The sequence below is a fragment of the Arthrobacter sp. YAF34 genome, from assembly GCF_052113245.1.
Taxonomy (GTDB): Bacteria; Actinomycetota; Actinomycetes; order Actinomycetales; family Micrococcaceae; genus Arthrobacter.
On the sequence record NZ_JBFRCV010000004.1, the window covers coordinates 237,134 to 257,993 of the forward strand.

The following is a 20,860-nucleotide window of genomic DNA, read 5'->3' on the forward strand; positions in this document are numbered from 1 at the left end:
TCATGGCTGCCAATCACCCCGTGGAGCGGCCTGTCCGCCGCGGCATCCACGGGACATGCCCTCCCCGGGCTGCGAGCGCTGGACATAAGCCCACAGTGCCCTTCCGCAGCGCCCAGGAATGGACATGTCCCACCGCGGCGGGCGTTGCCGGGCTCCGGAAACGGCTGGAATCCCTACCCCTTGGTTGAGATCCACGAACTCTCCGCTGTCCGACTCCGCGATGCGCTCCGCGCCGGCGAGCTGTCCGCCCGGCAGGCCACCGATCATTTCCTGGACCGCATCGAGGCCGACAATGCGCGGCTGGGGGCCTTCGTCACGGTCACGGCGGAACAGGCGCGGAAGGACGCAGCAGCAGCCGACCGGCTCTACACCCTCCGGGCCCGGAACGGCGGATCACTGCCGCCGCTGCATGGCATGCCGCTCGCATTCAAGGACCTGACCGATGTGGCCGGGGTCGTGACCACGCACGGGAGCGCCGCCATGGAGCACAAGCCGGCGTTGACTGACGGAGCACTTCCCGCCCTGCTCAGGACCGCCGGCGTGGTCTCGCTCGGGAAGACCCAGGTCCCGGAGTTCGGCCTGACCGCCTACAGCGAGAACCGCATCGCCCCGCCGTCGCGCAATCCGCACGCACCCAGCCGCAGTTCGGGCGGGTCCTCGGGCGGCAGCGCTGCCGCTGTGGCCGCGGGGATGGTGCCGTTCGCGCCAGGATCCGACGGCGGCGGATCGGTGCGGATTCCGGCCGCGGCCTGCGGGCTCGTCGGGCTGAAGCCGGGCCGGGGGCTGGTGCCTGCCGGGGAAAGCTCGGGGGATCCCGCCCGGCTGGTGGTTGCCGGCCCGCTCGCCCGCTCCGCCCGCGACGCCGCCCTGCTGCTCGATGCCCTGGTGCCCGGGCCGGCCCGGCACGTTACCGGTCAGCATGGCCCAGACTTGCCCGAGGTGACGGCCCCGCCGGCCGCCAGCTACCTCGAGCTGACTGCCAGGGAACCGCGCCGTTTGAGGATCGGCGTTAGCCTGGACAGCCCGTGGCAGGCGGTCTTTCCCTTCACGCCGGACCGCGAGGCGCTGGATGCCTTGGCCGATGGTGTCGCTCGGCTGGAGGCCGCCGGCCACGAGACGTCGGAAGCGGCGATCCGGTATGACAACCGCTACGCGGATGCGTTCACCACGGCCTGGACGGCCGGCGTCGGGAGCGCGCGGATCGCACCCCAGCGTGAAGCCCTCCTGACCCCACTGACCAGGACGTTCCGGCGGCGTGCCCAGAAGCGCAGCGCGGCCCAACTCAATGAATCCCTCGAGTTCCTCCGGCAGTTCCAGCGGGACACGATCGTTCAGTATTCCGGGTGGGACCTCATTGTGACGCCGGCCCTGGCACAGACACCGCGCCCGGTGGGCTGGTTCACCGGCGCGGCCCACGGCGGAGGCTACTGGCCGGCCGCGGAATGGGCGGGCGACGCCGACGGCGACTACCGCAAGCAGTGCGAATACGCGCCGTGGTCATCCATGGTGAACGTCTGCGGACTGCCGGCCATCAGCATCCCCGTGCACTGGACGGGAGGGACCCCCGGGTGCGGCCTGCCGATGGGCATTCAGCTGATCGGCCCGATGGGTTCCGAGGGGCTGCTGCTGCAGGTGGCTGCCCAACTCGGCTTCTAGCCTCTGGCCGGCCCCTGCCGGTGAGGACAGGTCGACGCGTCGTGCCGCGCAGGCAGGAGACCCGCCGGCAGTTGCCTCATCGCATCAGTTCAGACCGGCGGCTCATCGCTCTTGTGGGTCAGGGCGTGGCGGGCCTCCCGCACGGCGTAATAGATGATGACAGCACCTGCCAGCGGATCAGCCCACCACCATCCGAGCAGCGCGTTCAGGGCCAGCCCGGCCAGGACGGCCCCGGCCAGGACGGCGTCGACGAGGGTCACCTTTCCCTCGGCGCGCAGGACCGGATTCCCCAGGGTCCGGCCGGTGCGGATCTTTCCCCACGCCAGACCGAGCATCACCACGAACGTCAGAGCCGTCCACGCGATGCCAAGTCCCGAAGGTTCCGGGCGCATCCCGGCCGCGAACACCACGGCCAACTGGATGACCAAGTACGCGGCGAGGACAGCGAAGGCCACCCCGATCAGCCGCATCGCCCGGGTTTCCCGGTTCTTGTGGACGCCTTTGAGGTGCCAGACAACGACGAGGGAGGCGAAGACCTCAATCAGTGAATCCAGGCCGAACCCCGCGAGGGCTGGAGACGCGGATGCGAGGGCGGCGGCAGCGAGGATCCCCAGTCCGGCGACGTTCCAGGCCAGGGTCGCGTATTCAAGGCGCAGTCCGCGACGCAGCAGGCCGTCACGGTCTATTGCGGCCTCGGTGTTTTCGGCACTGATCATCCATGGGTCCTTGTTCTTGCTGGGAGCCCGGGCTATCGCCGGGCACCGCCAATTATCGCAGGGCGTGCCCCGGGCCTTGCAAATGGACGCTGGCTCCGGCCGGCGGCTATGGTTCACTCAAACCTGACCAGGCGGCGAAAGAGGATCAATGAAGATCACCGGTGCAGTACTTGAGGAAATCGGCCGCCCGCGCCCGTTCGCGGAGTCCAGGCCCATCAGCATCTCCGAACTGGAGCTGACGGCTCCGGGGCCCACCGAGATCCTCGTCCGGCTGGAGGCCGCCGGGATCTGCCACTCGGACCTGAGCGTCGTCGACGGCAACCGGGTCCGGCCGGTGCCCATGCTGCTGGGCCACGAAGCCGCAGGCCGCGTCGTGGAGGTCGGCTCCGGCGTCACGGACCTGCAGCCCGGACAGCGCGTGGTCATGTCCTTCCTGCCCCGCTGCGAGAACTGCGCGAACTGCGCCGAGGACGGCCGGCTGCCCTGCACGGCCGGGTCCAAGAGCAACAACGAAGGAACCCTGCTCCACGGCCCCGGGCACTTGAGCCGCGGCGGCGAGCCCGTCCACCACCACCTGGGCGTCTCGGGATTCGCCACCCATGCAGTCGTGGACCGCGCTTCCGCCGTGCCCGTGGACGACGACATCCCCGCCGACATCGCCGCGGTCCTGGGCTGCGCCGTGCTGACCGGCGGCGGCGCCGTGCTCAACGCGGCCCGGCCCCGTCCGCAGGACAGCATCATGATCGTCGGCCTCGGAGGGGTCGGCATGGCGGCACTGATCACCGCCATCTCCCAAGGGATCTCCCGGATCATCGCCGTGGACACCCTGGGACAGAAACTCGAACACGCACACCGCCTCGGCGCCCACGAGACGTACACCCCGCAGCAGGTCCTCGACGGCGGGGTCAAGGCCAGGTTCGTGATCGAGTGCGCCGGAAATCCGCGCGCCTTCGAAACAGCCTTCGCCGCCACCTCGCCCGGCGGCACCACCGTCACGGCCGGGCTGCCCTCCCCCGATGCCCGCGCCCAGCTGGCACCGCTGACCGTCACCGCCGAAGCCAGGACTATCGTGGGCAGCTACCTTGGCTCCGCCGTCCCGTCGCGGGACATCCCGCACTACGCCCAGCTGTGGCGGGACGGGAAGCTGCCGGTCGAGGAGCTGATCTCGGAGCGCATCGCCCTGGCCGATATCAACCGGGCCATGGACCAGCTGGCAGACGGCAAGGCCATCCGGCAGATCATCATGTTCGACGCCGCAGAGACCGCGGCGGAGACCACCTGACGGCACGCAACCCGGCCCGGCCAGATCCCTGCCGAAAGTTTTTTTGACGCAGATCACATCCCCGGATACCGCGGAAAAAGCGGACGAAACACCATTCAGACTGCTTGCCCTGAGGCGCTGCGAATGTGACAATCCCGCTTCACAATGTCAGCATTAAGTAAATGAGCACTACTCATTTAGACACGCGCCCCGCCACAACGCCGGGCGATACCTCATTTTTTGGCCACCCAAAGATGCTGGCCAGCCTCTTCTCCGTAGAAATGTGGGAGCGCTTCTCCTTCTACGGCATGCAGGGAATCCTGCTCTACTACATGTACTTCTCGGCTGAGAAGGGCGGCCTCGGGATTGACCAGGGGCTGGCCGCCAGCCTCGTCGGCGCCTACGGCGGCGGCGTGTACCTCTCCACCATTCTGGGCGCCTGGCTCGCCGACCGGCTGTTCGGTTCCGAGCGCGTGCTGTTCGGCGCGGCCATCATGATCATGGCGGGCCACATCGCACTGGCCCTGGTCCCCGGAATCCCCGGTCTCATCGCCGGTCTTGTGCTGGTCGGCGTCGGTTCCGGCGGCCTGAAAGCCAACGCGACCGCCCTCGTCGGCAGCCTGTACGGCGAGAAGGACGAACGCCGCGACGCCGGGTTCTCGATCTTCTACATGGGCATCAACGCCGGTGCGCTGATCGGCCCCCTCGTCACCGGCTGGCTGCAGGAAAGCCAGGGTTTCCACTGGGGCTTCGGCGCCGCCGCCGTCGGCATGGCCGTGGGCCTGGTCGTCTACGCCATGGGCCGCAAGAGGCTCCCCGCCCAGAGCCAGCGGGTCGCGCACCCGCTCCCGGATGCGGAGCGCAGGAAGTACGGCCTGATCTTCGTCGGGATCGCCGCGGTCATCGCGGTGCTGCTCTTCACGGGCACGGTTAACGCCGAGAACCTGGCCACGTCCATGGCCTACGCCGCCATCGGCGCGTCCGTGATCTACTTCGCCCTGATCTTCAGCAGCAAGAAGGTCGACGCCACCGAACGCGGACGGGTGGCCGCCTTCATCCCGCTCTACATTGCCTCCGCCGCGTTCTGGGCCCTGTTCCAGCAGCAGTTCACCTTCATCGCCGTCTACTCGGAGGAGAAGCTGGACCGGAACTTCTTCGGCTGGGAAATGCCGGCCGCGTGGGTCCAGTCCATCAACCCGGTGTTCATCATCATCTTCGCCGGCATCATGGCGGCCCTGTGGACCCGGCTCGGCCGCAAGCAGCCGGGCTCGGCGCTGAAATTCTCCATCGGCCTGTTTGTGATGGGCCTGGCATTCCTGGCCTTCATCCCGCTGTCCGGTGACGGGAAGACCCCGCTGCTGGCCCTGGCCGGAATCCTGCTGCTGTTCACCCTGGCGGAACTGTTCCTGTCCCCCATCGGGCTGTCGGTGACCACCAAGCTGGCGCCGAAGGCCTTCCACACCCAGATGGTGGCGCTGTTCTTCCTGTCCGTGTCCCTGGGCACCACGCTGGCCGGCATCCTGTCCGGCCTGTACAACCCGAAGGACGAACTGCCCTACTTCATCGGAGTGGGCGGAACCGCGATCCTGCTCGCCGTGGGCATGGCCGCCGCCTCGCCGGCGATCAAGAAGCTCATGGGCGGCGTACGCTGACCCGATGAACCCCGCACATCGCGTCCCGGTTGCCTCGCGCGTCTACACCCCCGCCCCCGGCGGGCCGTCCGACGTCGAACTTATGCCGGCGGGCGATGTCACCGATGGCGTGGTGCGGGTTGGCGGAACCATCCGCCGCCCGCACCAGCCGCAATCTTTCGCCGTGGGCGAGTACTTGGACTGGCTGGAGGACGCCGGTTTCCAAGGATCCCCGCGCTTCCTCGGCCGCGACGCGCAGGGCCGGGACGTTCTGAGTTTCGTGCCGGGACGGTGCGCCGGGGCCTTGCCGGAAACCTGGGTCCAGTCCGAGGAGCTTTTGGCCTCCGTGGGCAATCTGGTGCGACGGCTGCATACCGCGTCGGCGGGCTACCTGCCGCGGACCCACCCGTTCCCGCCCCGTCCGTTTCCGAGCAGTCCGGCCCGGCCAAACCCCACCGGTGCTGCCGGGCTCATCTGCCACCTGGACGTGACACCGCAGAACGTCGTGGTCCGGGACGGCGTGGCCGCGGGGCTGGTGGATTTCGATCTCGCCGGCCCCTCCACCGCACTGCACGATTCACTCAACACCGCCATGCACTGGGTTCCGCTCCGGGACCCGGCCGACGCGTGGCCGGGGTGGGAGGACCAGGACCCGTTCCGCCGGCTGCGCATCTTCGCCGACGCCTACGGCTGGACGGAAGAAGAACGACGCCGGGTGCCGGGCGCCGGGATCGACGCCGCAGCGCTGAGCTACGAGCGGATGCGGCACAACGCCGCAACCCTGGGCGGAGGCTGGGCCCGGATGTGGCAGGAGGGCGTGGGCGGGCTCATCAACCGCCGGCGCGCCTGGCTGGAGGACAACGCCCGGCCGCTCGTGGCTGCACTGACACGCTGACCGGGACGCCTTATCCGCTGTTGCGCACGCTGCCGATAACCAGCCCGAAGATGACCAGCACCAGGACCGTGATGGCGATGCCCACGTACCCCATCACCAGGCCGGCGATCGCCATGCCGCGGCCGGCCGGTTCGCGCCGCAGGGCCAGGTGCCCCAGGATCACGGCGGCCAGCTGCGGGAGCAGGAAGAACCCGAATCCCACCAGCGCGGCGATGCCGCAACACATGCTGGCGATGCTCAAGGTCTTAGGCGACGCCGGCACGCCGTAATACGCCGGCTGGCCGTAGGCGTTGGGGCTGCCCGGCTGGGCGTACGGCGACGGTTGGACGTACGGCTGGACCGGCTGGCCATAATCCGCGTGACCGGAGCCGGAGGGAGTCCGGCCGGAGTCCCCGTACATCGGCGGGTACGGGCTTGAGAACTGGCCGCGGCCAGGCTCCGGTTCGCCGGGCTGCCGGCCCGGGTAGGCCTGCTGCGGGTGCTCGGGCTGCGCGAACTGCTGCGTCGCCGCCTGTCCGGCGTCCGGGCCGGCCGGCGCCTGCTGCGGCGGAACATCGGGCTGGTGGTCCGGGAGCCGCAGCGTCGGCTGGTAACCTTCCGGCGTCCCGTCCGTGCCGTGCTCGTTTTTCCCTTGTTGTGGCTGTTCAGTCATGGCGTGTCCCCTCAAGAAGTCCCTGCGTCCAGCGTACCGCCGCGGCGGTGCGCTGGGACGGCCCTGATCTGCGGCTTTCTTGCGTCACAGGAGCCGGTTTGGCGCGAAACCATGTTGCACCCCCGCCGTCGTCTGGCATGCTGGTGCCATGGCTAGCCGCGCGGGCACAGTTGCCCAACCCCAAGACCTTGTTGACCTCACTGCGCTCCTGGATGCGTACTACGACGTTTCGCCGGACCTCACTGACCCGGGCCAGCGGGTGGCCTTCGGCACCTCCGGGCACCGGGGATCGAGCCTGAAGGCGTCCTTCAACGAACCCCATATCCTCGCCATCACCCAGGCGATCGTGGAGTACCGGGCGGGCCAAGGCATCACCGGTCCCCTGTACATGGCAAAAGACACCCACGGCTTGAGCGAACCGGCGCAAAACTCCGCGCTCGAGGTGCTGGCGGCCAACGGCGTGCACGTCCTCATCGACGCCCGCCACGGGTACACGCCCACCCCTGCCCTGAGCCACGCCATCCTGACGCACAACCGCAAGGCGGCCCCCGGCGCGCCGCAGGCTGACGGGATCGTGGTGACTCCGAGCCACAACCCTCCGGGCGACGGCGGATTCAAGTACAACCCTCCGCACGGCGGCCCGGCGGACACGGACGCCACCGGGTGGATCGCCAACCGGGCCAACGAATTGCTCGAAAACGACCTGCGCGGCGTCAAACGGATCCCCGTGGCCGACGCCCTCGCCGCCGGAACCACTGGCAAGTTCGACTTCCTCAGCAGCTACGTGGACGACCTCCCCTCGGTGCTGGACCTGAATGCGATCCGCGACGCCGGGGTCCGGATCGGCGCGGACCCCATGGGCGGCGCGTCCGTGGACTACTGGGGCGAGATCGGCGAACGCCACCACCTCAACCTGACGGTGGTGAACCCGACCGTTGACCCGCAGTGGGCCTTCATGACCCTGGACTGGGACGAGAAAATCCGGATGGACTGCTCGTCGCCGTCGGCGATGGCGTCGCTGATCAACAGGATGTCTGTTGGTGCGGACGGGTCCGCGGCCTTCGACGTCGCCACCGGCAACGACGCCGACGCCGACCGGCACGGGATCGTTACGCCGGACGGCGGACTGATGAACCCGAACCACTACCTCGCCGTCGCCATCGATTACCTGTACCGGCACCGCACCGGCTGGAACCCGCAGTCCGTGATCGGCAAGACCCTGGTGTCCTCCTCGATCATCGACCGCGTGGCCGAGAGCCTGGGCCGCAAGCTCGTGGAGGTCCCCGTGGGCTTCAAGTGGTTCGTTCCCGGCCTGCTGTCCGGCGAGGGTGCGTTCGGCGGAGAGGAATCCGCGGGCGCCTCCTTTAACAAGATGGACGGCAGCGTCTGGACCACCGACAAGGACGGCATCCTGCTGGCGCTGCTGGCCTCGGAGATCACGGCCGTCACCGGCAAGTCGCCGTCGCAGCTCTACAAGGGGCTCACCGACCGGTTCGGCGACCCTGTCTATGCCCGGATCGACGCCGCCGCCACGCGTGAGCAGAAGGCCGCGCTGGGCAAGCTCTCGCCGTCGGACGTCACCGCTACCGAACTGGCGGGCGAAACGATTACCGCCAAGCTGACCGAGGCGCCCGGCAACGGTGCCGCGATCGGCGGCCTGAAGGTAGTCACCGAGAACGCCTGGTTCGCGGCGCGGCCGTCCGGCACGGAGGATGTCTACAAGATCTACGCCGAGTCCTTCAAGGGTGCCGAGCACCTCAAGCAGGTCCAGGCCGAGGCGAAGGCCCTGGTGGACGGGGTTATTTCCTAGCTGCCACCGCCGGCGGCCAGTTCGGCGCGGTCCCTGCCCAGCGTCTTTGCCTGGTAGAGGGCCGCGTCGGCCGAGGCCACCGCAGCGTCGAGGCCGCCCGGGCCGGCGTCGACGGCCGCGATGCCGTAGCTGACGGTGGGCAGGCGCGGAATGACACGGGACCCGGACTGCTGGAGCCGGCTGCTGACGTCGGCAGCGATTTCCCGGGCGCGTTCCGGTGTGACGCCCGGCAGCAGGAGGATGAATTCCTCGCCACCGTAGCGGCCAATGAGGTCCGTGGAACGGACCGTTCCGGTGCAGGCCCGGGCAAACGCCTGCAGGGCAGAGTCCCCGGCCGGGTGGCCGAACTCGTCGTTGATCTTCTTGAAATGGTCAAGGTCGGCAAGGATGACCGATGCCGTGGTTCCGGTCCGGCGCAGGCGGCGCAGTTCGTTTTCCGCGAGATCCAGGAAGGCCGAGCGGTTGAGCAGGCCCGTGAGACCGTCCACGGTGGCGCGCGCACGGAGGTCCGTGGTCTGTTGTTCGTAGCTCAGCTCGGCCATCGTGAACGAGGCGACCACGAGCGTGACAGACGTGAAAACGGTCATCGGAGCGGACCCGAAGAACGACCCGAAGACCGCTCCGTCCGCCCCGTCCGCCAGGAAGGCGATGAGGCGCCCCGCGTAAAAAGTGGCAAGGATGCCGGCCCCCACGGCAAGGGGACGGTGCACGCGGGAGTAATCGCGCTCGAGCAAGAACAGCTCCCGGGACGCCAGCCCGATCAGGACGGCCATGAACGCGAGGTACGCCGGGCCGCCCGCCCAGATGTTGGTGGCCGGATGGTCAAGGACGGAAGCGACCGCCGTGATGCCAGGACCGGCCGCGAGCTGCCAGGGCCGGGGTGCGGCGGCCCGCAGTGAGCGGGCACCGGCCCAGATGCTGGCGGCACCGGTGACCAGCAGGACGTTACCGGCGGGGTTGGTCCACGCCTGGTACGCCGTCCCGTCCAGCAAGTATGCGGCGTTGCCGACCAGGAACAGCAGGAGGGCCATGCACCACCAGCCGCTGTAGGCGGACCGGGTGCGCCGGTAGGTGATGAAGTAAAACAGCATCAGAAGTGTGAGATCGACCAGCGCTAACGCAACCCGCAGTGTCCCCGTGTCAAGCATCATGTAGTGGCCCCCCGGTCCGCCCGTAATTTGCCTGCAATGCGTCGCTTCTCTGTTGAATAACTGTCGAAGTTGACCCAAGTATGGCACCCGCCGTCGGGAATCCATCGCCGACGCCGCGATGTGACGATCCGCTCCCTGGGCCGGCGCCGCCGCGGCGATTATGCCGGGGGTTGGGTCCACAGCTTGAGGATCCGCCGGGTGGCGTGGCCGCCGTCGGGCGCCATGTCCACCAGCGCTATCCGGTCCAGCAGGACGGTGTCCCCTTGGTGGAGCCGTTTGTCTCCGTGATGGGAAACATGCGGCCGGTACCCTTCCAGGGTGTAGGCGGGCGTGGAAATCCTGCCGGGGAGCTCTTGGACCATCCGGACCAGTGCGTCGTGCAGGGACTGCAGCGCGGCGCTAGGCTCAATCAGGTTCACCGGGATCGACCCGGCGCGTCCGAACCCCGCTTCGCCGCCTACAGCCACCGGACAGCCCAGCACCGCGGCCACGGGCTCCGCCATGATGGTGGCGATCTTCCCGGCAAGCCGATCGCCCTCGACGGGAGCCTCGCCCACTTCTCCTGCCGGGACGGGAGCCTCGCCCACTTCTCCTGCCGGGCCGGCTGCCGCGTCGGCTTCCTGGCGGGGCTCGACGACGTCGAACTTCACCAGGGTGATGTGCAGCGGCCAGTCATCGCGGGGAAACTCGAGCCCCTCGGTTACCGGCTCCATGAAGGCCACCGCGATCAGGTTCCGCATGGGAAAAGTGTGCCATGCCGCGGCCCCAAACCTCCGGTGTCCGGCGCCGGCCGACGGCAAAACGCACAGCGCCGGCGCCCAAGGCGCGGACTAAAATGGGAAGTGGCCCTGGAAGCGGGCCTTGCGCTGAACCGCAGAATCGCCTCCCGTGTGCCTCCGGCCTGTCCCCCATGGTGTCGGAGGCACCTCCGCGACCCTAGACCGTGCGAACGACGTCCTCGTAGGCGAACTTCGGCTTGGCTGCGCCCCAGGCGTCTTCACCGGGCTGGCCGATGTTGACCACCAGGAAGCTCTTCTGGCTCCCGTCGGGGAAGAACGCGGCATCGATTTTGGCGAAGTCGGCGCCGGTCATGGGACCGGCGGCGAGGCCGAGGGAGCGGACCGCGAGGATGAAGTAGCCGGCCTGCAGGTGGGCGTTGTTGTTTCCCGTGGCAGCGGCCAGGTCCGGTGCCGCGTCATACATGGCCTTGGGAGCGTTGTAGCCGGGGAGGAACGTGTCCCACTGATCCTGCCAGGCGGTGTCGTAGCTCAGCACCGCGACGAGCGGGGCGGTGGCGGTCTTGGCGCGGTTTCCCGCAGCAAGCGCGTCGACGAGCGTGGCCCGGGCTTCTTCCGAGCGCACGTACGTGACGCGCAGCGGCTGGGAGTTGAACGCGGTGGGGCCGAACTTCGTCAGTTCGTAGATGGCGCGGGCCTGCTCGTCGGTTACTTCTCCGGTGAAGACGTTTGCCGTGCGGGCTTCGGCAAAGATGGCGTCGACGGCTGCTGCCTCGATTACTGCTTCATCGTGGGCGATTGTCATTGGCATCCCTTTCGCTGTGCCGCCTGCGGTGGCGGGCTTCTCCGTTGTCCATAGTTGCAACTTCAACGGTCGGAGCCTGCTTCCCGCCGAGCCCTGTGAGGTCCGACACAGATATGCCGTGGCGGTAAAGTTGCTCGGGAAGATTCCTTCCGCGCCCGCCCCACATTTCTCTGAAAGGCTCCCGGCAATGAGCATGCTCGGCACCAAATGGAAGCTCCACGGCACCGGCAAGTCCGTCCGCCCCGGTGAAGTCGTCAGGCCGGATGAGCGGCTCACCTGGCCGCTGACCATAGGGATCGGGATGCAGCACGTGGTGGCCATGTTCGGCGCCACCTTCCTGGTTCCGATCCTCACCGGCATGCCGCCGGCCACCACCCTGTTCTTCTCCGGCATCGGGACCCTGCTGTTCCTCGTCATCACGCAGGGACGGGTGCCGAGCTACCTCGGTTCCAGCTTCGCGTTCATCGCACCGATCCTGGCCTCCCAGCAGCAGTTCGGCATCCCCGGTGCGCTGGGCGGCGTGGTGCTGGCCGGGGCGATCCTCGCCGTCGTCGGCGCCGTGGTGCAGAAGTTCGGCGCCGGTTGGATCAACCGGCTTATGCCTCCGATCGTCACCGGCGCGATCGTGGCTCTGATCGGCCTGAACCTGGCGCCGGCTGCGAAGAGCAACTTCGACAAAGCGCCGGTCACCGCTTTCATCACGCTGGCCGTCATCATCGTGGTCAGCGTGCTGTTCCGCGGCATCCTGGGCCGGCTGAGCATCCTCGTCGGCGTCGTGGTGGGCTACCTCGTTGCGATGCTCCGCGGCGAGGTGGACTTCGCCAAGGTGGGCAGCGCAGGGTGGGTCGGGCTGCCGCACTTCCAGACCCCCGAGTTCCACCTGGGCGTGGTGGGCCTGTTCGTGCCGGTAGTGCTGGTGCTCGTGGCGGAGAACATCGGCCATGTGAAGTCCGTGTCGGCCATGACGGGCCAGAACCTCGACGGCGTGTCCGGCCGGGCGCTATTGGCTGATGGCGCCGCGACGGTGCTTGCCGGGCTTGGCGGCGGGTCGGGGACCACCACCTATGCCGAGAACATCGGCGTCATGGCTGCCACGAAGGTGTACTCGACGGCGGCCTACTGGGTGGCCGGCATCTTCGCGGTGGTGCTCAGCTTCTCGCCCAAGTTTGGCGAACTCATCGCCACCGTCCCGGCCGGTGTCCTGGGCGGCGCGGCCACCATGCTGTATGGCATGATCGGCGTGCTGGGCGTCAAGATCTGGGTCCAGAACAAGGTAAACTTCTCCAACTCAATCAACCTGACCACGGCCGCCGTGGCGCTGATCATCGGCATCGCGAACTACACGTGGACCCTCGGCGACCTGACGTTCAACGGGATCGCGCTGGGCACGGCGGCGGCCCTGGTGATCTACCACGGCATGAAGGCGATCGCGAAGGCGCGTGGCACGGTGGCGGAGCCCGAAACGGAAGAGCCGGCGTCGGTTGCCGTGGCGGCGGTCAGGGCCGCTGCGAAGCGCGCCCCGAAGAAGCGCCGCTAGCGGCAATCCCCGCGGCACCGAGCCGCGGTCCAACAGGCGAAAGGCCGGCGCCCGGCCACCTCATGGTGGGCGGACGCCGGCCTTTCGCCGCGGCAGTGGCTTATCCGGCGTCGAAGGATTCCTCGTCGTCGTTGCCTTCCTCCGGCGATTTCTCCTTGGGCAGGTCAGTTCCGGAACCGTCGGGCAGCCCCGCCGCATCCTGTCCGGATTCCGAGGAGAACGGCCGCCCGGCGTCGGGCTCTTCGGTGTTTGATGCGTCCATCTCGGCGTCGGTCGAGGGCACTGCGGTGTCGCGGTTGTCCGCGTCGAACCCGCGCTCTGTGCTGGCGTTCTCTGAACTCATTTGTTCCTCCGTTCCGCCGAGGCGTCCTGCGCCCGGCTCTCCTGCACTGTCTTGGTCTTCTGCGCCGAACTGGCTCAGGTCCGGCGCTCCGGCCGGATACGTCTCGCCGTCCGGGCTGTCCTGGTTCAGGCCGGCGGCGTCGAACGCCTCTTCCTGGCGAGGCTGGGCGAAAGTCTTCCCGTCGTCGCCGGGCAGCTCCTGCTCGGAGGTCGGCGTTCCATAGCCGCCGGCCTCCTCGATGGGGCTTTGCTGGTTGTTCTGCGTCATGCCATTCCTCCTGCATTGCTGGGGTTGGAAGTGCTGATCTGGTTGGGCGCGGCCCGCAATCTCAAGGTCAGAGGCCCTTGCCGCCGGTCACGGGCAACACCGCGCCGGAGATGTAGGAGCCGTGGTCAGAGGCGAGCAGCACATAGGCCGCAGCCAGTTCCGCGGGCTGGCCAGCGCGCTGCAGTGGCGTGTCCTGGCCGAAGGACGGCAGCTTGTCCGGCCACTCGGTCGCCGGGATGAGGGGCGTCCAGATGGGGCCCGGCGCCACGGCATTCACCCTGATTCCCTGCGGTCCGAGCTCCTGCGCCAAGGCCTTGGTGAAGGCCACCTGCGCCGCCTTGGTCATGGCATAGTCGATGAGTTCCGGGGAGGGGTTGAACGCCTGGATCGACGCGGTGGTGATGATCGAGGCGCCGGCCTCGAGGTGTGGGACCGCGGCGCGGGCCGTCCAGATCGGCGAATAGAGGTTGGTTTTGAAGACGCGGTCGAACTCCTCCGTGGACAGGGAATCGAAACTGTCGCGGTTCTTCTGGTAGGCCGCGTTCAGCACCAGCACATCCAGCCGGCCGAACTCGGCCAGCGCATCCCTGACGATCTTCCCGGCGAATTCCTCGCTGCGGCCGTCGCCGGGAAGCAGGAGCGCTTTGCGGCCGGCCTTCCGGATCCACTCGGCGGTGTCCTGCGCGTCGGCTTCCTCCTCCGGCAAGTAGGAAATCGCGACGTCGGCGCCCTCGCGAGCAAAGGCGATGGCCACGGCCTTGCCGATTCCGGAGTCGCCGCCGGTGATCAGGGCTGCTTTGCAGCTCAGCGCGCCGCTGCCGTGGTAGCTTTCCTCGCCGTGGTCCGGTTTGGGATCCATGGGCGCGGTGAGCCCGGGCTGTTTCTGCACCTGCTCCGGGAAGGGGCCGGCATGGTATCCGGCCCGGGGATCGCGAGGCTGGTCCTGCTCCTTGCTTGAATTACTCAAAGTCCACCTACTCACTGCGTCGGTTTCCTGGGATGTTTTGGGCCCGGCACTGACCAGACGTCCAAAAAACTATCCCGGCGAAGTAAACAGTTTCAACCATAGCCGCAAAGTAGTCAGCAGACTTACTACCGACTTGTTTTTTGGCAACTTTCAAGCCTACGTTGAGGGTGAGCCGCACGTTGCGGCAGGTTCTCGACTCTTACACGCTGAGGAGCACCCATGGCCGGCCCGGTAGCGCCGAAGGATTACGGCAGGGACGAATCACGCGCCGAACGCATGGACCGCAACTGGTCCGAACTGCTCCAGGAACTGCGGGTACTCCAGACCGGCGTCCAGCTTCTCGCCGGCTTCCTCCTGACTCTTCCGTTCCAGGCCCGCTTCGAGACCCTGGACGGCTACCAGACCAGCCTTTACCTCGCCAATGTGGTTCTGGCCGCCCTCACCACGGCCACGATCCTGCTGCCCGTGAGCGTGCACCGCCGGCTCTTCCGGCAAGGACTGAAGGCCACCCTGGTGGCCAGCGCCGACGCCATCATGAAGGTGTCGTTGGCCGGCGTCGCGCTCCTCAGCGTGGGCACCACGTCCCTGATCTTCGACGTCACCTTGGGCCGGGCGGCCGGCCTCATGGCCGGCCTCGGACTGCTGTCCGTTCTCGTGCTTCTGCTGGTGTTCGTCCCATCCGCGCTCCGCCGGAAGGGACGCGAGGAGGGTCCGGCATGACGGACGTGTCACCGGGCACCGCGCGGGAGGAAGAGGAGGAATCGTGAATAAGTGGGTCAAGGAGCACGGACTGCTGCTGGCCAATGTCGGCCTCTTTGCTGTGTTTTTCGGCGGCATGGTTCTCAGCGGGGCCGCCAGCTACAGCGAGGACCAGCTTGCCCACGGCCAACCGGCGGTGAGCGTCCTGCAGTACCTGGGCACAGGGGCATTTGTTGAGGCCACGTTCGAGAACTGGGAGTCGGAATTCCTGCAGATGGGCATGTATGTCCTGCTGACGGTTTTCCTGTTCCAGAAAGGGTCATCGGAGTCCAAGCCCATGGGCCGCGCCGCCCCGCAGGACGAAGATCCCCGGCAGGCCAAGCTCGGAGCGTCCACACCCTGGCCCGTCCGGCACGGCGGCTGGGTCCTGAAACTTTACGAGCACTCCCTGTCCATCCTGTTCCTGTTGCTCTTCCTGATGTCGTTTGTTCTGCACGCAGTCGGCGGCAGCGCCGATTACAACGACGACCAGCAAGCCCACGGACAGCCGACCGTGACGGTGCTGGGCTATCTGGCGACGAGCCGGTTTTGGTTCGAGTCCTTCCAGAACTGGCAAAGTGAGTTCCTGGCCGTGGCAGTCTTGGTGGGCGCCTCGGTGTATCTGCGCGAGAAAGGCTCGCCAGAGTCCAAGCCCGTCGCCGAGCCGCACTCCCAGACCGGCGCCTGAGTCTCAGGCGCCTTCGAGCACCTGGCTGGTGACCCAGGCAAGGTACTTGGCGGCGTTGGCGACGGCGTCGTCCGGGCCAGCGGCGACGTCCAGGAGCTGGGCCGCGGCCACCACGCCGTGCCGGGCGAGGTCCTCCGGGGTGACGAGGATCCGGCCGGCCACCACGATCACCGGAATGCCGCGGGCCTGCGCGGCGTCGGCGAGGGCGATCGGCGCCTTGCCGGTCAGCGACTGGCTGTCCATGGAGCCTTCCCCGGTGATGACCAGATCGGCCACGGCGAGCTTCTCGGCAAGTCCGGTGAGTCCGGCCACCAGCTCGAAGCCGCCTTCCAGGGCGGCGTCGCTGAAGGCCAGGAACGACGCCGGGAAACCGCCGGCGGCCCCGGCGCCGGGGACGTTGACGTCCCGGCCCGTGGACTCGCGCAGGACCGAGGCCCAGTTGCGCAGGCCGGCGTCAAGCAGCTCCACCGCATCCGCGTCGGCGCCCTTTTGCGGGCCGAACACGTGTGCCGCGCCGTCGCTGCCGTAGAGCGGGTTCTGCACGTCGACGGCGATCCTGAACTTCACCGCCGAGAGCCGCGGGTCCAGGCCGCTGCGGTCCACGGCTGCGACGCCGGCGAGCGAGCCGCCGCCGAGGGGCACCACGTTGCCGGCGGCATCCAGCGGTTTGAGGCCGAGTGCCCGGAGTGCGCCGCTGCCGCCGTCGCTCATGGCCGAACCGCCCACGCCCAGCACGATTTCCGTGGCTCCGGCGTCCAGCGCGGCGGCGATCAGCTGGCCGCAGCCGTAGCTGTGGGCGCGCAGGGCGTTGGCCGGCGTGGGCTCCATGTGCGCCAGCCCGGAGGCTTGCGCCGTTTCAATCACCGCGGTGGCGCCGCCGAACGCGTCCTTGGTGATGGCCCACGCGGCACCGATCGGGGCCAGGATCGGGCCAACAACGGCGTTGAGCCGCTCCTCGTAGCCGGCCGCGACGGCAGCCTCCAGGGTCCCTTCGCCGCCGTCAGCCACCGGAAACTGGATGGCTTCGGCGTCGGGGTAGACGCGCAGTGCGCCTTCGGCCATGGCAGAGGCGGCTTCGGCCGCGGTGAGGGAGCCCTTGAATTTGTCCGGGGCGATGAGGATGCGCATGGCTCTATCCTGCCAGCCCGGCGGCCCCGGCACGCTGACCGGGCCGGTGTGGCAGGACGCTGCCTCTAGGCCCAGGTCCCACGTTCCTGCAGGACCGCCTTGAGCAGGTCCGCACGGTCCGTGACGATCCCGTCGACGCCAAGATCCAGCAGCCGGTGCATTTCCACGGGCTCGTTGACGGTCCAGACGTGCACCTGCAGGCCGTGCCGGTGCGCCCGCCGGATGAAACCGGGCGTCACCACGGTCACGGCGCCGTAGCGGACCGGAACCTGCAGCGCGTGGACCCCCTGCAGTGCCCGGGCCGCCACGAGGGACATCAGCGCCGCCGGCAGCACCGGGCCCAGGATGACGAACAAGGCGTTGGACACGGTGCCGGCCGAGCCCGCGGCGGGCCGGCTCAGCTGCTTCAGCACCGCGCGGCGCCGCCGGTCCGAAAAACTGGCCACCAGAACCCGGTCGTGCAGCCCGAGGCGCTCAATCGCCGAGGCAAGGGGAGCCACGGAATTCCAGTCCTTGACGTCGATGTTGAACCGGGCGTCCGGGAAGGCCGCCACAAGCTCCTCGAACCGCGGGATCGGCTCCGTGCCGCCGATCCTGGCCCGGGCGACGGCCGCGGCGGGAAGGTCCGCGATCCGGCCCCGCTCCGCCGTGATCCGGTCCAGGGTGTTGTCGTGGAAGAGCACCAACACCCCGTCGGCCGTCGTGTGGACATCCGTCTCCAGGTGCCGGAACCCGAGGTCGACGGCGGCGCGGAACGCGGCCATCGAATTCTCCAGGCCGTCCAGCGAAAAGCCCCGGTGGGCCATCGCCAAGGGCGCCGGCGGCCCCACGGAGGCACGGCCAGCGGCTCCGGCTCCAGCACGGGCCGCGCTGTCCTCTGGACCGGCGTCGCGATGGTTGCGAGGGGCGAAATACGGGTGCGGACTGGTCACTCCTGAAGCGTACCTGAGCCGTGATCCACCGGCTCGGCGGGTGAACCGAACCGTAGCCGGGAGCGGCGGCCGAGGCTGGCGTCAGGAGCCGTGCGGGCGGATTTCGACGCCGTCGCCGCAGTGCAGCAGCGTGCGGCCGCGGCCGCCGTCGAGGTCCACCCAGACAACGCTGTGGTCGGCCGTCACGGCGTCCACGAGGCCGCTCGCCTCGAAACCCGGGGCGAGCCGCACGCTGACGCGGTCGCCCGTGCGCAGCAGCCTCCAGTGTTGGTCCGGCTCCACGCGGCGCAGGGGTTGTTCGTCTGTCTTGTTGACGCGGTACTTGGCCATGATGTCCCCACTATCGGTCAAACGATCTGTCGCGAGCCTTCAGCCTAGGAGGCCTAAGTGAACGCCAGTTGACCGCCCGCTGGGAATCCGGTGTCCGGCTGCGGCACTTCAGCGCAGCCGGACACCTAGGGCGGCGAGCTTGGCCTCAAGGATCTGGGCCACGCCGTCGTCGTCGAAGTGCGGCGCCTGCTGGCCCGCGGCGCGGATGGCCTCCGGGTGGCCGCTGGCCATCGCGTAACCGTCCCCTGCCCAGCGAAGCATCTCGATGTCGTTGGGCATGTCGCCGAACGCCACCACGTCCGCGGCGCCGATGCCGAGCGAGGCGGCGTACTCGGAGAGAGTCACGGCCTTGTTCACGCCGGGAAGGGACAGTTCGAGCAAGGCCATGTTCGGCGCCGAGTGCGTCGCGGCGGCCAGATGGGCGACGGCGGGGGTCACCTCGGCCAGGAAGTCGTCAGCAGTGCCCTCCCGGACGATGGCCAGGAACTTCACCACGGAGTCCCCGGCCGCGAGGGTGGTGTGCAGCGGGGCGGGGGTGACCTCGGCGAGCAACCGGCTAGTGCCGTCGTCGAGGAATCCCGGTTCCAGGTGGAAGCCGGTCAGGGTCTCGGCAGCAAACAGGGCCGTGGGGCGAAGCTGCCGGATGATGCGGCGGGCCTCGAACACGGCGTCCAGCTCCAGCCCGCGCGCCGAGACCACGCGGTCCGCCTCAAGGTCCCAGACCACGGCGCCGTTGGAGCAGATGACGGTGCCGGCGTGTCCGAGCTGGTTCTGGAGGGGGTGGAGCCAGCGCGGCGGCCGGCCGGTGACGAACACCAATTCCACCCCGGCGTCGCGGCAGGCGTGGAACGCACGGACGGTCCGGTCACTGATTTTTCCGTCATGGCCAAGGATGGTTCCGTCGATATCGCTTGCTACGAGCCGCATACTGCCAGTCTACGTTGGGCGCCGCGGCTCGACGTCCGGCGGCGGCCGGTTGCGGCCGGTTGCGGCCGGGGAGGGTGACCCTGCCGAGGCCGGGGCGTTTAGTGCTGTTCGTAGTGCCCGGTCAGCCGGGCCCGGCCCAGGGTGTGGCTGAACAGGGCGAATCCGAGGCTGGCCGGGCTGTCGTTCTTGCCGACCTCAAGCTTTTCGACGTCCACGGCATGGACCACGATCAGGTAGCGGTGCGGACCGTGTCCCTTGGGCGGGGCCGCGCCGACGTAGCCGGCGAACCCGGCGTCGTTCTTCAGCTGCATGGCGCCGGCGGGGAGCGCCGCGCCGTCACGCGAACCGGCGCCGGCAGGCAGTGAAGTGACGTTGGCCGGGATGTTGAGCACGGCCCAGTGCCAGAAACCGCTGGCAGTGGGGGCGTCCGGGTCGAAGACGGTCACGGCGAAGCTCTTGGTGCCGGCCGGGGCGCCGCTCCAGCTCAGCTGCGGGGATTCGTCGCTGCCTCCGGCGCCCATGACGCCGCTGCGCTGCGCCTGGGGCATGGTGCCGCCGTCGTCGAGGGATTCGCTGCTGACGTCGAAAGTGGGGACGTCGGGCAGCGGTGCGTAAGGATCGTGGGCTGTCATGGCTGCCTTTCTTGTACTTTCTGTTGTTCTTCTGAACTCTGGCGTGCCTTGCCGGTCCCCACGCTACCAAGCTCCGTCCGGGCCAACTCGGCCCGCGTGGGCGGGTTGGCGCCGGCGCGGGACACGGTCACCGCGGCGGCCCGGGAGGCATGGGCAAGGATATCGCGGAGGCTTTCGGCGGAGAGCTCGCGCAGGGCCTTGCGGTTTTGTGCCCCGTCCAGACCCAGGTCCACCACGCCGGACAGCAGCGCGGCCATAAACGAATCCCCAGCCCCGACGGTATCCGCGACCTCGACGTTGGGCGGGTCGAACTGTGCAACACCGGCGGCGTTGATGCCCCAGGGGCCCCTGCCGCCGCGGGTCACCACCACCATGGCCGGCCCTTCCGAGCCGCCCAGCTCCAGCCAGCGCCGGGCCGAATCCAGCGGGTCGGCACCAGGATAGAGCCATTCGAGGTCCTCGTCGGAGGCCTTTACGACGTCGGCCAGCGCCACGAACTTTTCCGCCTGGCCGCGGGCGTAGTCCACGTCCGGGATGATGCTGGGGCGGCAGTTGGGGTCAAAGCTGATGGTGGCGGACGGGTGGGCGCGCTCGACGGCGGCGAGCACCTCGGCGGCGCCGGGCGCCAGCATGGTGGCGATGGAACCGGTGTGCAGCAGCGTGGTCCCCTGCAGCAGGAACGGCAGGCGCGCCGCGACCCCGGGCAGCTCCCAGGCGAGGTCGAACGTGTAGGTGGCTGCGCCGGCGTCGTCAATGAGGGCGGCGGCCACGCTGGTGGGCAGTTCGTCGGGTCCCACCGGGAGCAGCACGGAGCTCGACTTCAGGTGCGCGGCCAGGGCCTCCCCGTAGGCATCCCGGCCGTAGCGGCCAATGAACTGGACCGGATGGTCCAGTCGCGCCAGCCCCACGGCCACGTTCAGGGGACTGCCGCCGACATGGGCCTGGACGCCGGAGGAACGCTGGACGACATCAACCAGCCCCTCGCCAATAACTGTGAGCATGCTCATACTCTGCCAGAGAATCCGATCCCGCGCCGGGTGTTGCCCGGCCCGGCCAG

The 20,860-nt window shown here is 68.7% G+C and carries 21 protein-coding genes; 8 read left to right on the forward strand and 13 right to left on the reverse strand.

Features of this window, described 5'->3' with window-relative positions; translation table 11 throughout:
- Positions 1-180: 180 nt before the first annotated feature.
- Positions 181-1,656, forward strand: a complete 1,476-nt coding sequence (locus tag AB4Y72_RS07100) for an amidase (RefSeq protein WP_441425439.1) — start codon at positions 181-183, stop codon at positions 1,654-1,656.
- Between the two features lie 89 nt (positions 1,657-1,745).
- Here AB4Y72_RS07100 and AB4Y72_RS07105 read toward each other — a convergent pair whose 3' ends face one another.
- A complete protein-coding gene (locus AB4Y72_RS07105) occupies positions 1,746-2,372 on the reverse strand; it encodes a cation transporter (protein ID WP_441425440.1) in 627 nt (208 codons plus the stop codon).
- A 148-nt stretch (positions 2,373-2,520) separates the two neighbouring features.
- Between AB4Y72_RS07105 and AB4Y72_RS07110 the strand changes: the two genes are divergently transcribed.
- From AB4Y72_RS07110 to AB4Y72_RS07120, 3 genes are all read left to right on the forward strand, one after another.
- Positions 2,521-3,654, forward strand: a complete 1,134-nt coding sequence (locus AB4Y72_RS07110; protein ID WP_441425441.1) for an alcohol dehydrogenase catalytic domain-containing protein — start codon at positions 2,521-2,523, stop codon at positions 3,652-3,654.
- Between the two features lie 161 nt (positions 3,655-3,815).
- A complete protein-coding gene (locus AB4Y72_RS07115) occupies positions 3,816-5,285 on the forward strand; it encodes a peptide MFS transporter (RefSeq protein ID WP_441425442.1) in 1,470 nt (489 codons plus the stop codon).
- A 4-nt stretch (positions 5,286-5,289) separates the two neighbouring features.
- Positions 5,290-6,159, forward strand: a complete 870-nt coding sequence (locus AB4Y72_RS07120; protein WP_441425443.1) for a phosphotransferase — start codon at positions 5,290-5,292, stop codon at positions 6,157-6,159.
- A gap of 10 nt (positions 6,160-6,169) precedes the next feature.
- Here AB4Y72_RS07120 and AB4Y72_RS07125 read toward each other — a convergent pair whose 3' ends face one another.
- Positions 6,170-6,811 (reverse strand): DUF4190 domain-containing protein, encoded by a 642-nt coding sequence (locus tag AB4Y72_RS07125; protein WP_441425444.1) that lies wholly within the window; start codon positions 6,809-6,811, stop codon positions 6,170-6,172.
- A 148-nt stretch (positions 6,812-6,959) separates the two neighbouring features.
- Between AB4Y72_RS07125 and pgm the strand changes: the two genes are divergently transcribed.
- Positions 6,960-8,621 (forward strand): phosphoglucomutase (alpha-D-glucose-1,6-bisphosphate-dependent), encoded by a 1,662-nt coding sequence (gene pgm, locus AB4Y72_RS07130; RefSeq protein WP_441425445.1) that lies wholly within the window; start codon positions 6,960-6,962, stop codon positions 8,619-8,621.
- Here the strand turns inward: pgm and AB4Y72_RS07135 are convergent.
- The 3 genes from AB4Y72_RS07135 to AB4Y72_RS07145 form a co-directional block, all read right to left on the reverse strand.
- A complete protein-coding gene (locus AB4Y72_RS07135) occupies positions 8,618-9,772 on the reverse strand; it encodes a GGDEF domain-containing protein (RefSeq protein ID WP_441425446.1) in 1,155 nt (384 codons plus the stop codon). The two genes, pgm and AB4Y72_RS07135, sit on opposite strands and share 4 nt — an antisense overlap.
- 158 nt (positions 9,773-9,930) lie before the next feature.
- Entirely contained in the window at positions 9,931-10,512 is a 582-nt protein-coding gene (locus tag AB4Y72_RS07140; protein ID WP_441425447.1) for a hypothetical protein, read from the reverse strand.
- Between the two features lie 196 nt (positions 10,513-10,708).
- Positions 10,709-11,314, reverse strand: a complete 606-nt coding sequence (locus AB4Y72_RS07145) for a malonic semialdehyde reductase (RefSeq protein WP_441425448.1) — start codon at positions 11,312-11,314, stop codon at positions 10,709-10,711.
- A 187-nt stretch (positions 11,315-11,501) separates the two neighbouring features.
- Here AB4Y72_RS07145 and AB4Y72_RS07150 point away from each other — a divergent pair, with 187 nt between their 5' ends.
- Entirely contained in the window at positions 11,502-12,851 is a 1,350-nt protein-coding gene (locus AB4Y72_RS07150) for a uracil-xanthine permease family protein (RefSeq protein WP_441425449.1), read from the forward strand.
- A gap of 100 nt (positions 12,852-12,951) precedes the next feature.
- On the opposite strand, the gene AB4Y72_RS07155 is transcribed toward AB4Y72_RS07150, so the two are convergent.
- Positions 12,952-13,461 (reverse strand): hypothetical protein, encoded by a 510-nt coding sequence (locus AB4Y72_RS07155; RefSeq protein WP_441425450.1) that lies wholly within the window; start codon positions 13,459-13,461, stop codon positions 12,952-12,954.
- A 67-nt stretch (positions 13,462-13,528) separates the two neighbouring features.
- Positions 13,529-14,428: an SDR family oxidoreductase gene (locus tag AB4Y72_RS07160; RefSeq protein WP_441425451.1), complete on the reverse strand. Its 900-nt coding sequence runs from the start codon at positions 14,426-14,428 to the stop codon at positions 13,529-13,531.
- 219 nt (positions 14,429-14,647) lie between these two features.
- On the opposite strand from AB4Y72_RS07160, the gene AB4Y72_RS07165 reads away from it, so the two are divergent.
- Both AB4Y72_RS07165 and AB4Y72_RS07170 read left to right on the forward strand, forming a co-directional pair.
- A complete protein-coding gene (locus AB4Y72_RS07165) occupies positions 14,648-15,148 on the forward strand; it encodes a DUF6328 family protein (RefSeq protein ID WP_441425452.1) in 501 nt (166 codons plus the stop codon).
- Positions 15,149-15,191: 43 nt separating this feature from the next.
- Entirely contained in the window at positions 15,192-15,854 is a 663-nt protein-coding gene (locus AB4Y72_RS07170) for a DUF6766 family protein (RefSeq protein WP_441425453.1), read from the forward strand.
- Between the two features lie 3 nt (positions 15,855-15,857).
- Here the strand turns inward: AB4Y72_RS07170 and AB4Y72_RS07175 are convergent, their stop codons facing one another.
- From AB4Y72_RS07175 to AB4Y72_RS07200, 6 genes are all read right to left on the reverse strand, one after another.
- Entirely contained in the window at positions 15,858-16,982 is a 1,125-nt protein-coding gene (locus AB4Y72_RS07175) for a glycerate kinase (protein WP_441425454.1), read from the reverse strand.
- Between the two features lie 65 nt (positions 16,983-17,047).
- The gene (locus AB4Y72_RS07180) at positions 17,048-17,788 is read right to left on the reverse strand and encodes a glycerophosphodiester phosphodiesterase (RefSeq protein ID WP_441425518.1); all 741 of its coding nucleotides are present in this window, start codon (positions 17,786-17,788) and stop codon (positions 17,048-17,050) included.
- A gap of 207 nt (positions 17,789-17,995) precedes the next feature.
- Positions 17,996-18,244 carry a hypothetical protein gene (locus AB4Y72_RS07185; protein WP_441425455.1) on the reverse strand — a complete coding sequence of 83 codons (249 nt, stop codon included), beginning with the start codon at positions 18,242-18,244 and terminating at the stop codon, positions 17,996-17,998.
- A 108-nt stretch (positions 18,245-18,352) separates the two neighbouring features.
- Positions 18,353-19,171 (reverse strand): HAD family hydrolase, encoded by an 819-nt coding sequence (locus AB4Y72_RS07190; protein ID WP_441425456.1) that lies wholly within the window; start codon positions 19,169-19,171, stop codon positions 18,353-18,355.
- 98 nt (positions 19,172-19,269) lie between these two features.
- A complete protein-coding gene (locus AB4Y72_RS07195; protein ID WP_441425457.1) occupies positions 19,270-19,803 on the reverse strand; it encodes a YbhB/YbcL family Raf kinase inhibitor-like protein in 534 nt (177 codons plus the stop codon).
- Positions 19,800-20,804: a carbohydrate kinase family protein gene (locus AB4Y72_RS07200; RefSeq protein ID WP_441425458.1), complete on the reverse strand. Its 1,005-nt coding sequence runs from the start codon at positions 20,802-20,804 to the stop codon at positions 19,800-19,802. Before AB4Y72_RS07200 ends, AB4Y72_RS07195 begins: the two co-directional genes overlap by 4 nt.
- Positions 20,805-20,860 lie beyond the last annotated feature (56 nt).

Bases quoted from the DNA above. Each gene is read 5' to 3' on its own strand.
- AB4Y72_RS07105 (WP_441425440.1), bottom strand. From the start codon at position 2,372: ATGATCAGTGCCGAAAACACCGAGGCCGCAATAGACCGTGACGGCCTG.
- AB4Y72_RS07110 (WP_441425441.1), top strand. From the start codon at position 2,521: ATGAAGATCACCGGTGCAGTACTTGAGGAAATCGGCCGCCCGCGCCCG.
- AB4Y72_RS07115 (WP_441425442.1), top strand. From the start codon at position 3,816: ATGAGCACTACTCATTTAGACACGCGCCCCGCCACAACGCCGGGCGAT.
- AB4Y72_RS07120 (WP_441425443.1), top strand. From the start codon at position 5,290: ATGAACCCCGCACATCGCGTCCCGGTTGCCTCGCGCGTCTACACCCCC.
- AB4Y72_RS07125 (WP_441425444.1), bottom strand. From the start codon at position 6,811: ATGACTGAACAGCCACAACAAGGGAAAAACGAGCACGGCACGGACGGG.
- pgm (WP_441425445.1), top strand. From the start codon at position 6,960: ATGGCTAGCCGCGCGGGCACAGTTGCCCAACCCCAAGACCTTGTTGAC.
- AB4Y72_RS07135 (WP_441425446.1), bottom strand. From the start codon at position 9,772: ATGATGCTTGACACGGGGACACTGCGGGTTGCGTTAGCGCTGGTCGAT.
- AB4Y72_RS07140 (WP_441425447.1), bottom strand. From the start codon at position 10,512: ATGCGGAACCTGATCGCGGTGGCCTTCATGGAGCCGGTAACCGAGGGG.
- AB4Y72_RS07145 (WP_441425448.1), bottom strand. From the start codon at position 11,314: ATGACAATCGCCCACGATGAAGCAGTAATCGAGGCAGCAGCCGTCGAC.
- AB4Y72_RS07150 (WP_441425449.1), top strand. From the start codon at position 11,502: ATGAGCATGCTCGGCACCAAATGGAAGCTCCACGGCACCGGCAAGTCC.
- AB4Y72_RS07155 (WP_441425450.1), bottom strand. From the start codon at position 13,461: ATGACGCAGAACAACCAGCAAAGCCCCATCGAGGAGGCCGGCGGCTAT.
- AB4Y72_RS07165 (WP_441425452.1), top strand. From the start codon at position 14,648: ATGGCCGGCCCGGTAGCGCCGAAGGATTACGGCAGGGACGAATCACGC.
- AB4Y72_RS07175 (WP_441425454.1), bottom strand. From the start codon at position 16,982: ATGCGCATCCTCATCGCCCCGGACAAATTCAAGGGCTCCCTCACCGCG.
- AB4Y72_RS07180 (WP_441425518.1), bottom strand. From the start codon at position 17,788: ATGGCCCACCGGGGCTTTTCGCTGGACGGCCTGGAGAATTCGATGGCC.
- AB4Y72_RS07185 (WP_441425455.1), bottom strand. From the start codon at position 18,244: ATGGCCAAGTACCGCGTCAACAAGACAGACGAACAACCCCTGCGCCGC.
- AB4Y72_RS07190 (WP_441425456.1), bottom strand. From the start codon at position 19,171: ATGCGGCTCGTAGCAAGCGATATCGACGGAACCATCCTTGGCCATGAC.
- AB4Y72_RS07195 (WP_441425457.1), bottom strand. From the start codon at position 19,803: ATGACAGCCCACGATCCTTACGCACCGCTGCCCGACGTCCCCACTTTC.
- AB4Y72_RS07200 (WP_441425458.1), bottom strand. From the start codon at position 20,804: ATGCTCACAGTTATTGGCGAGGGGCTGGTTGATGTCGTCCAGCGTTCC.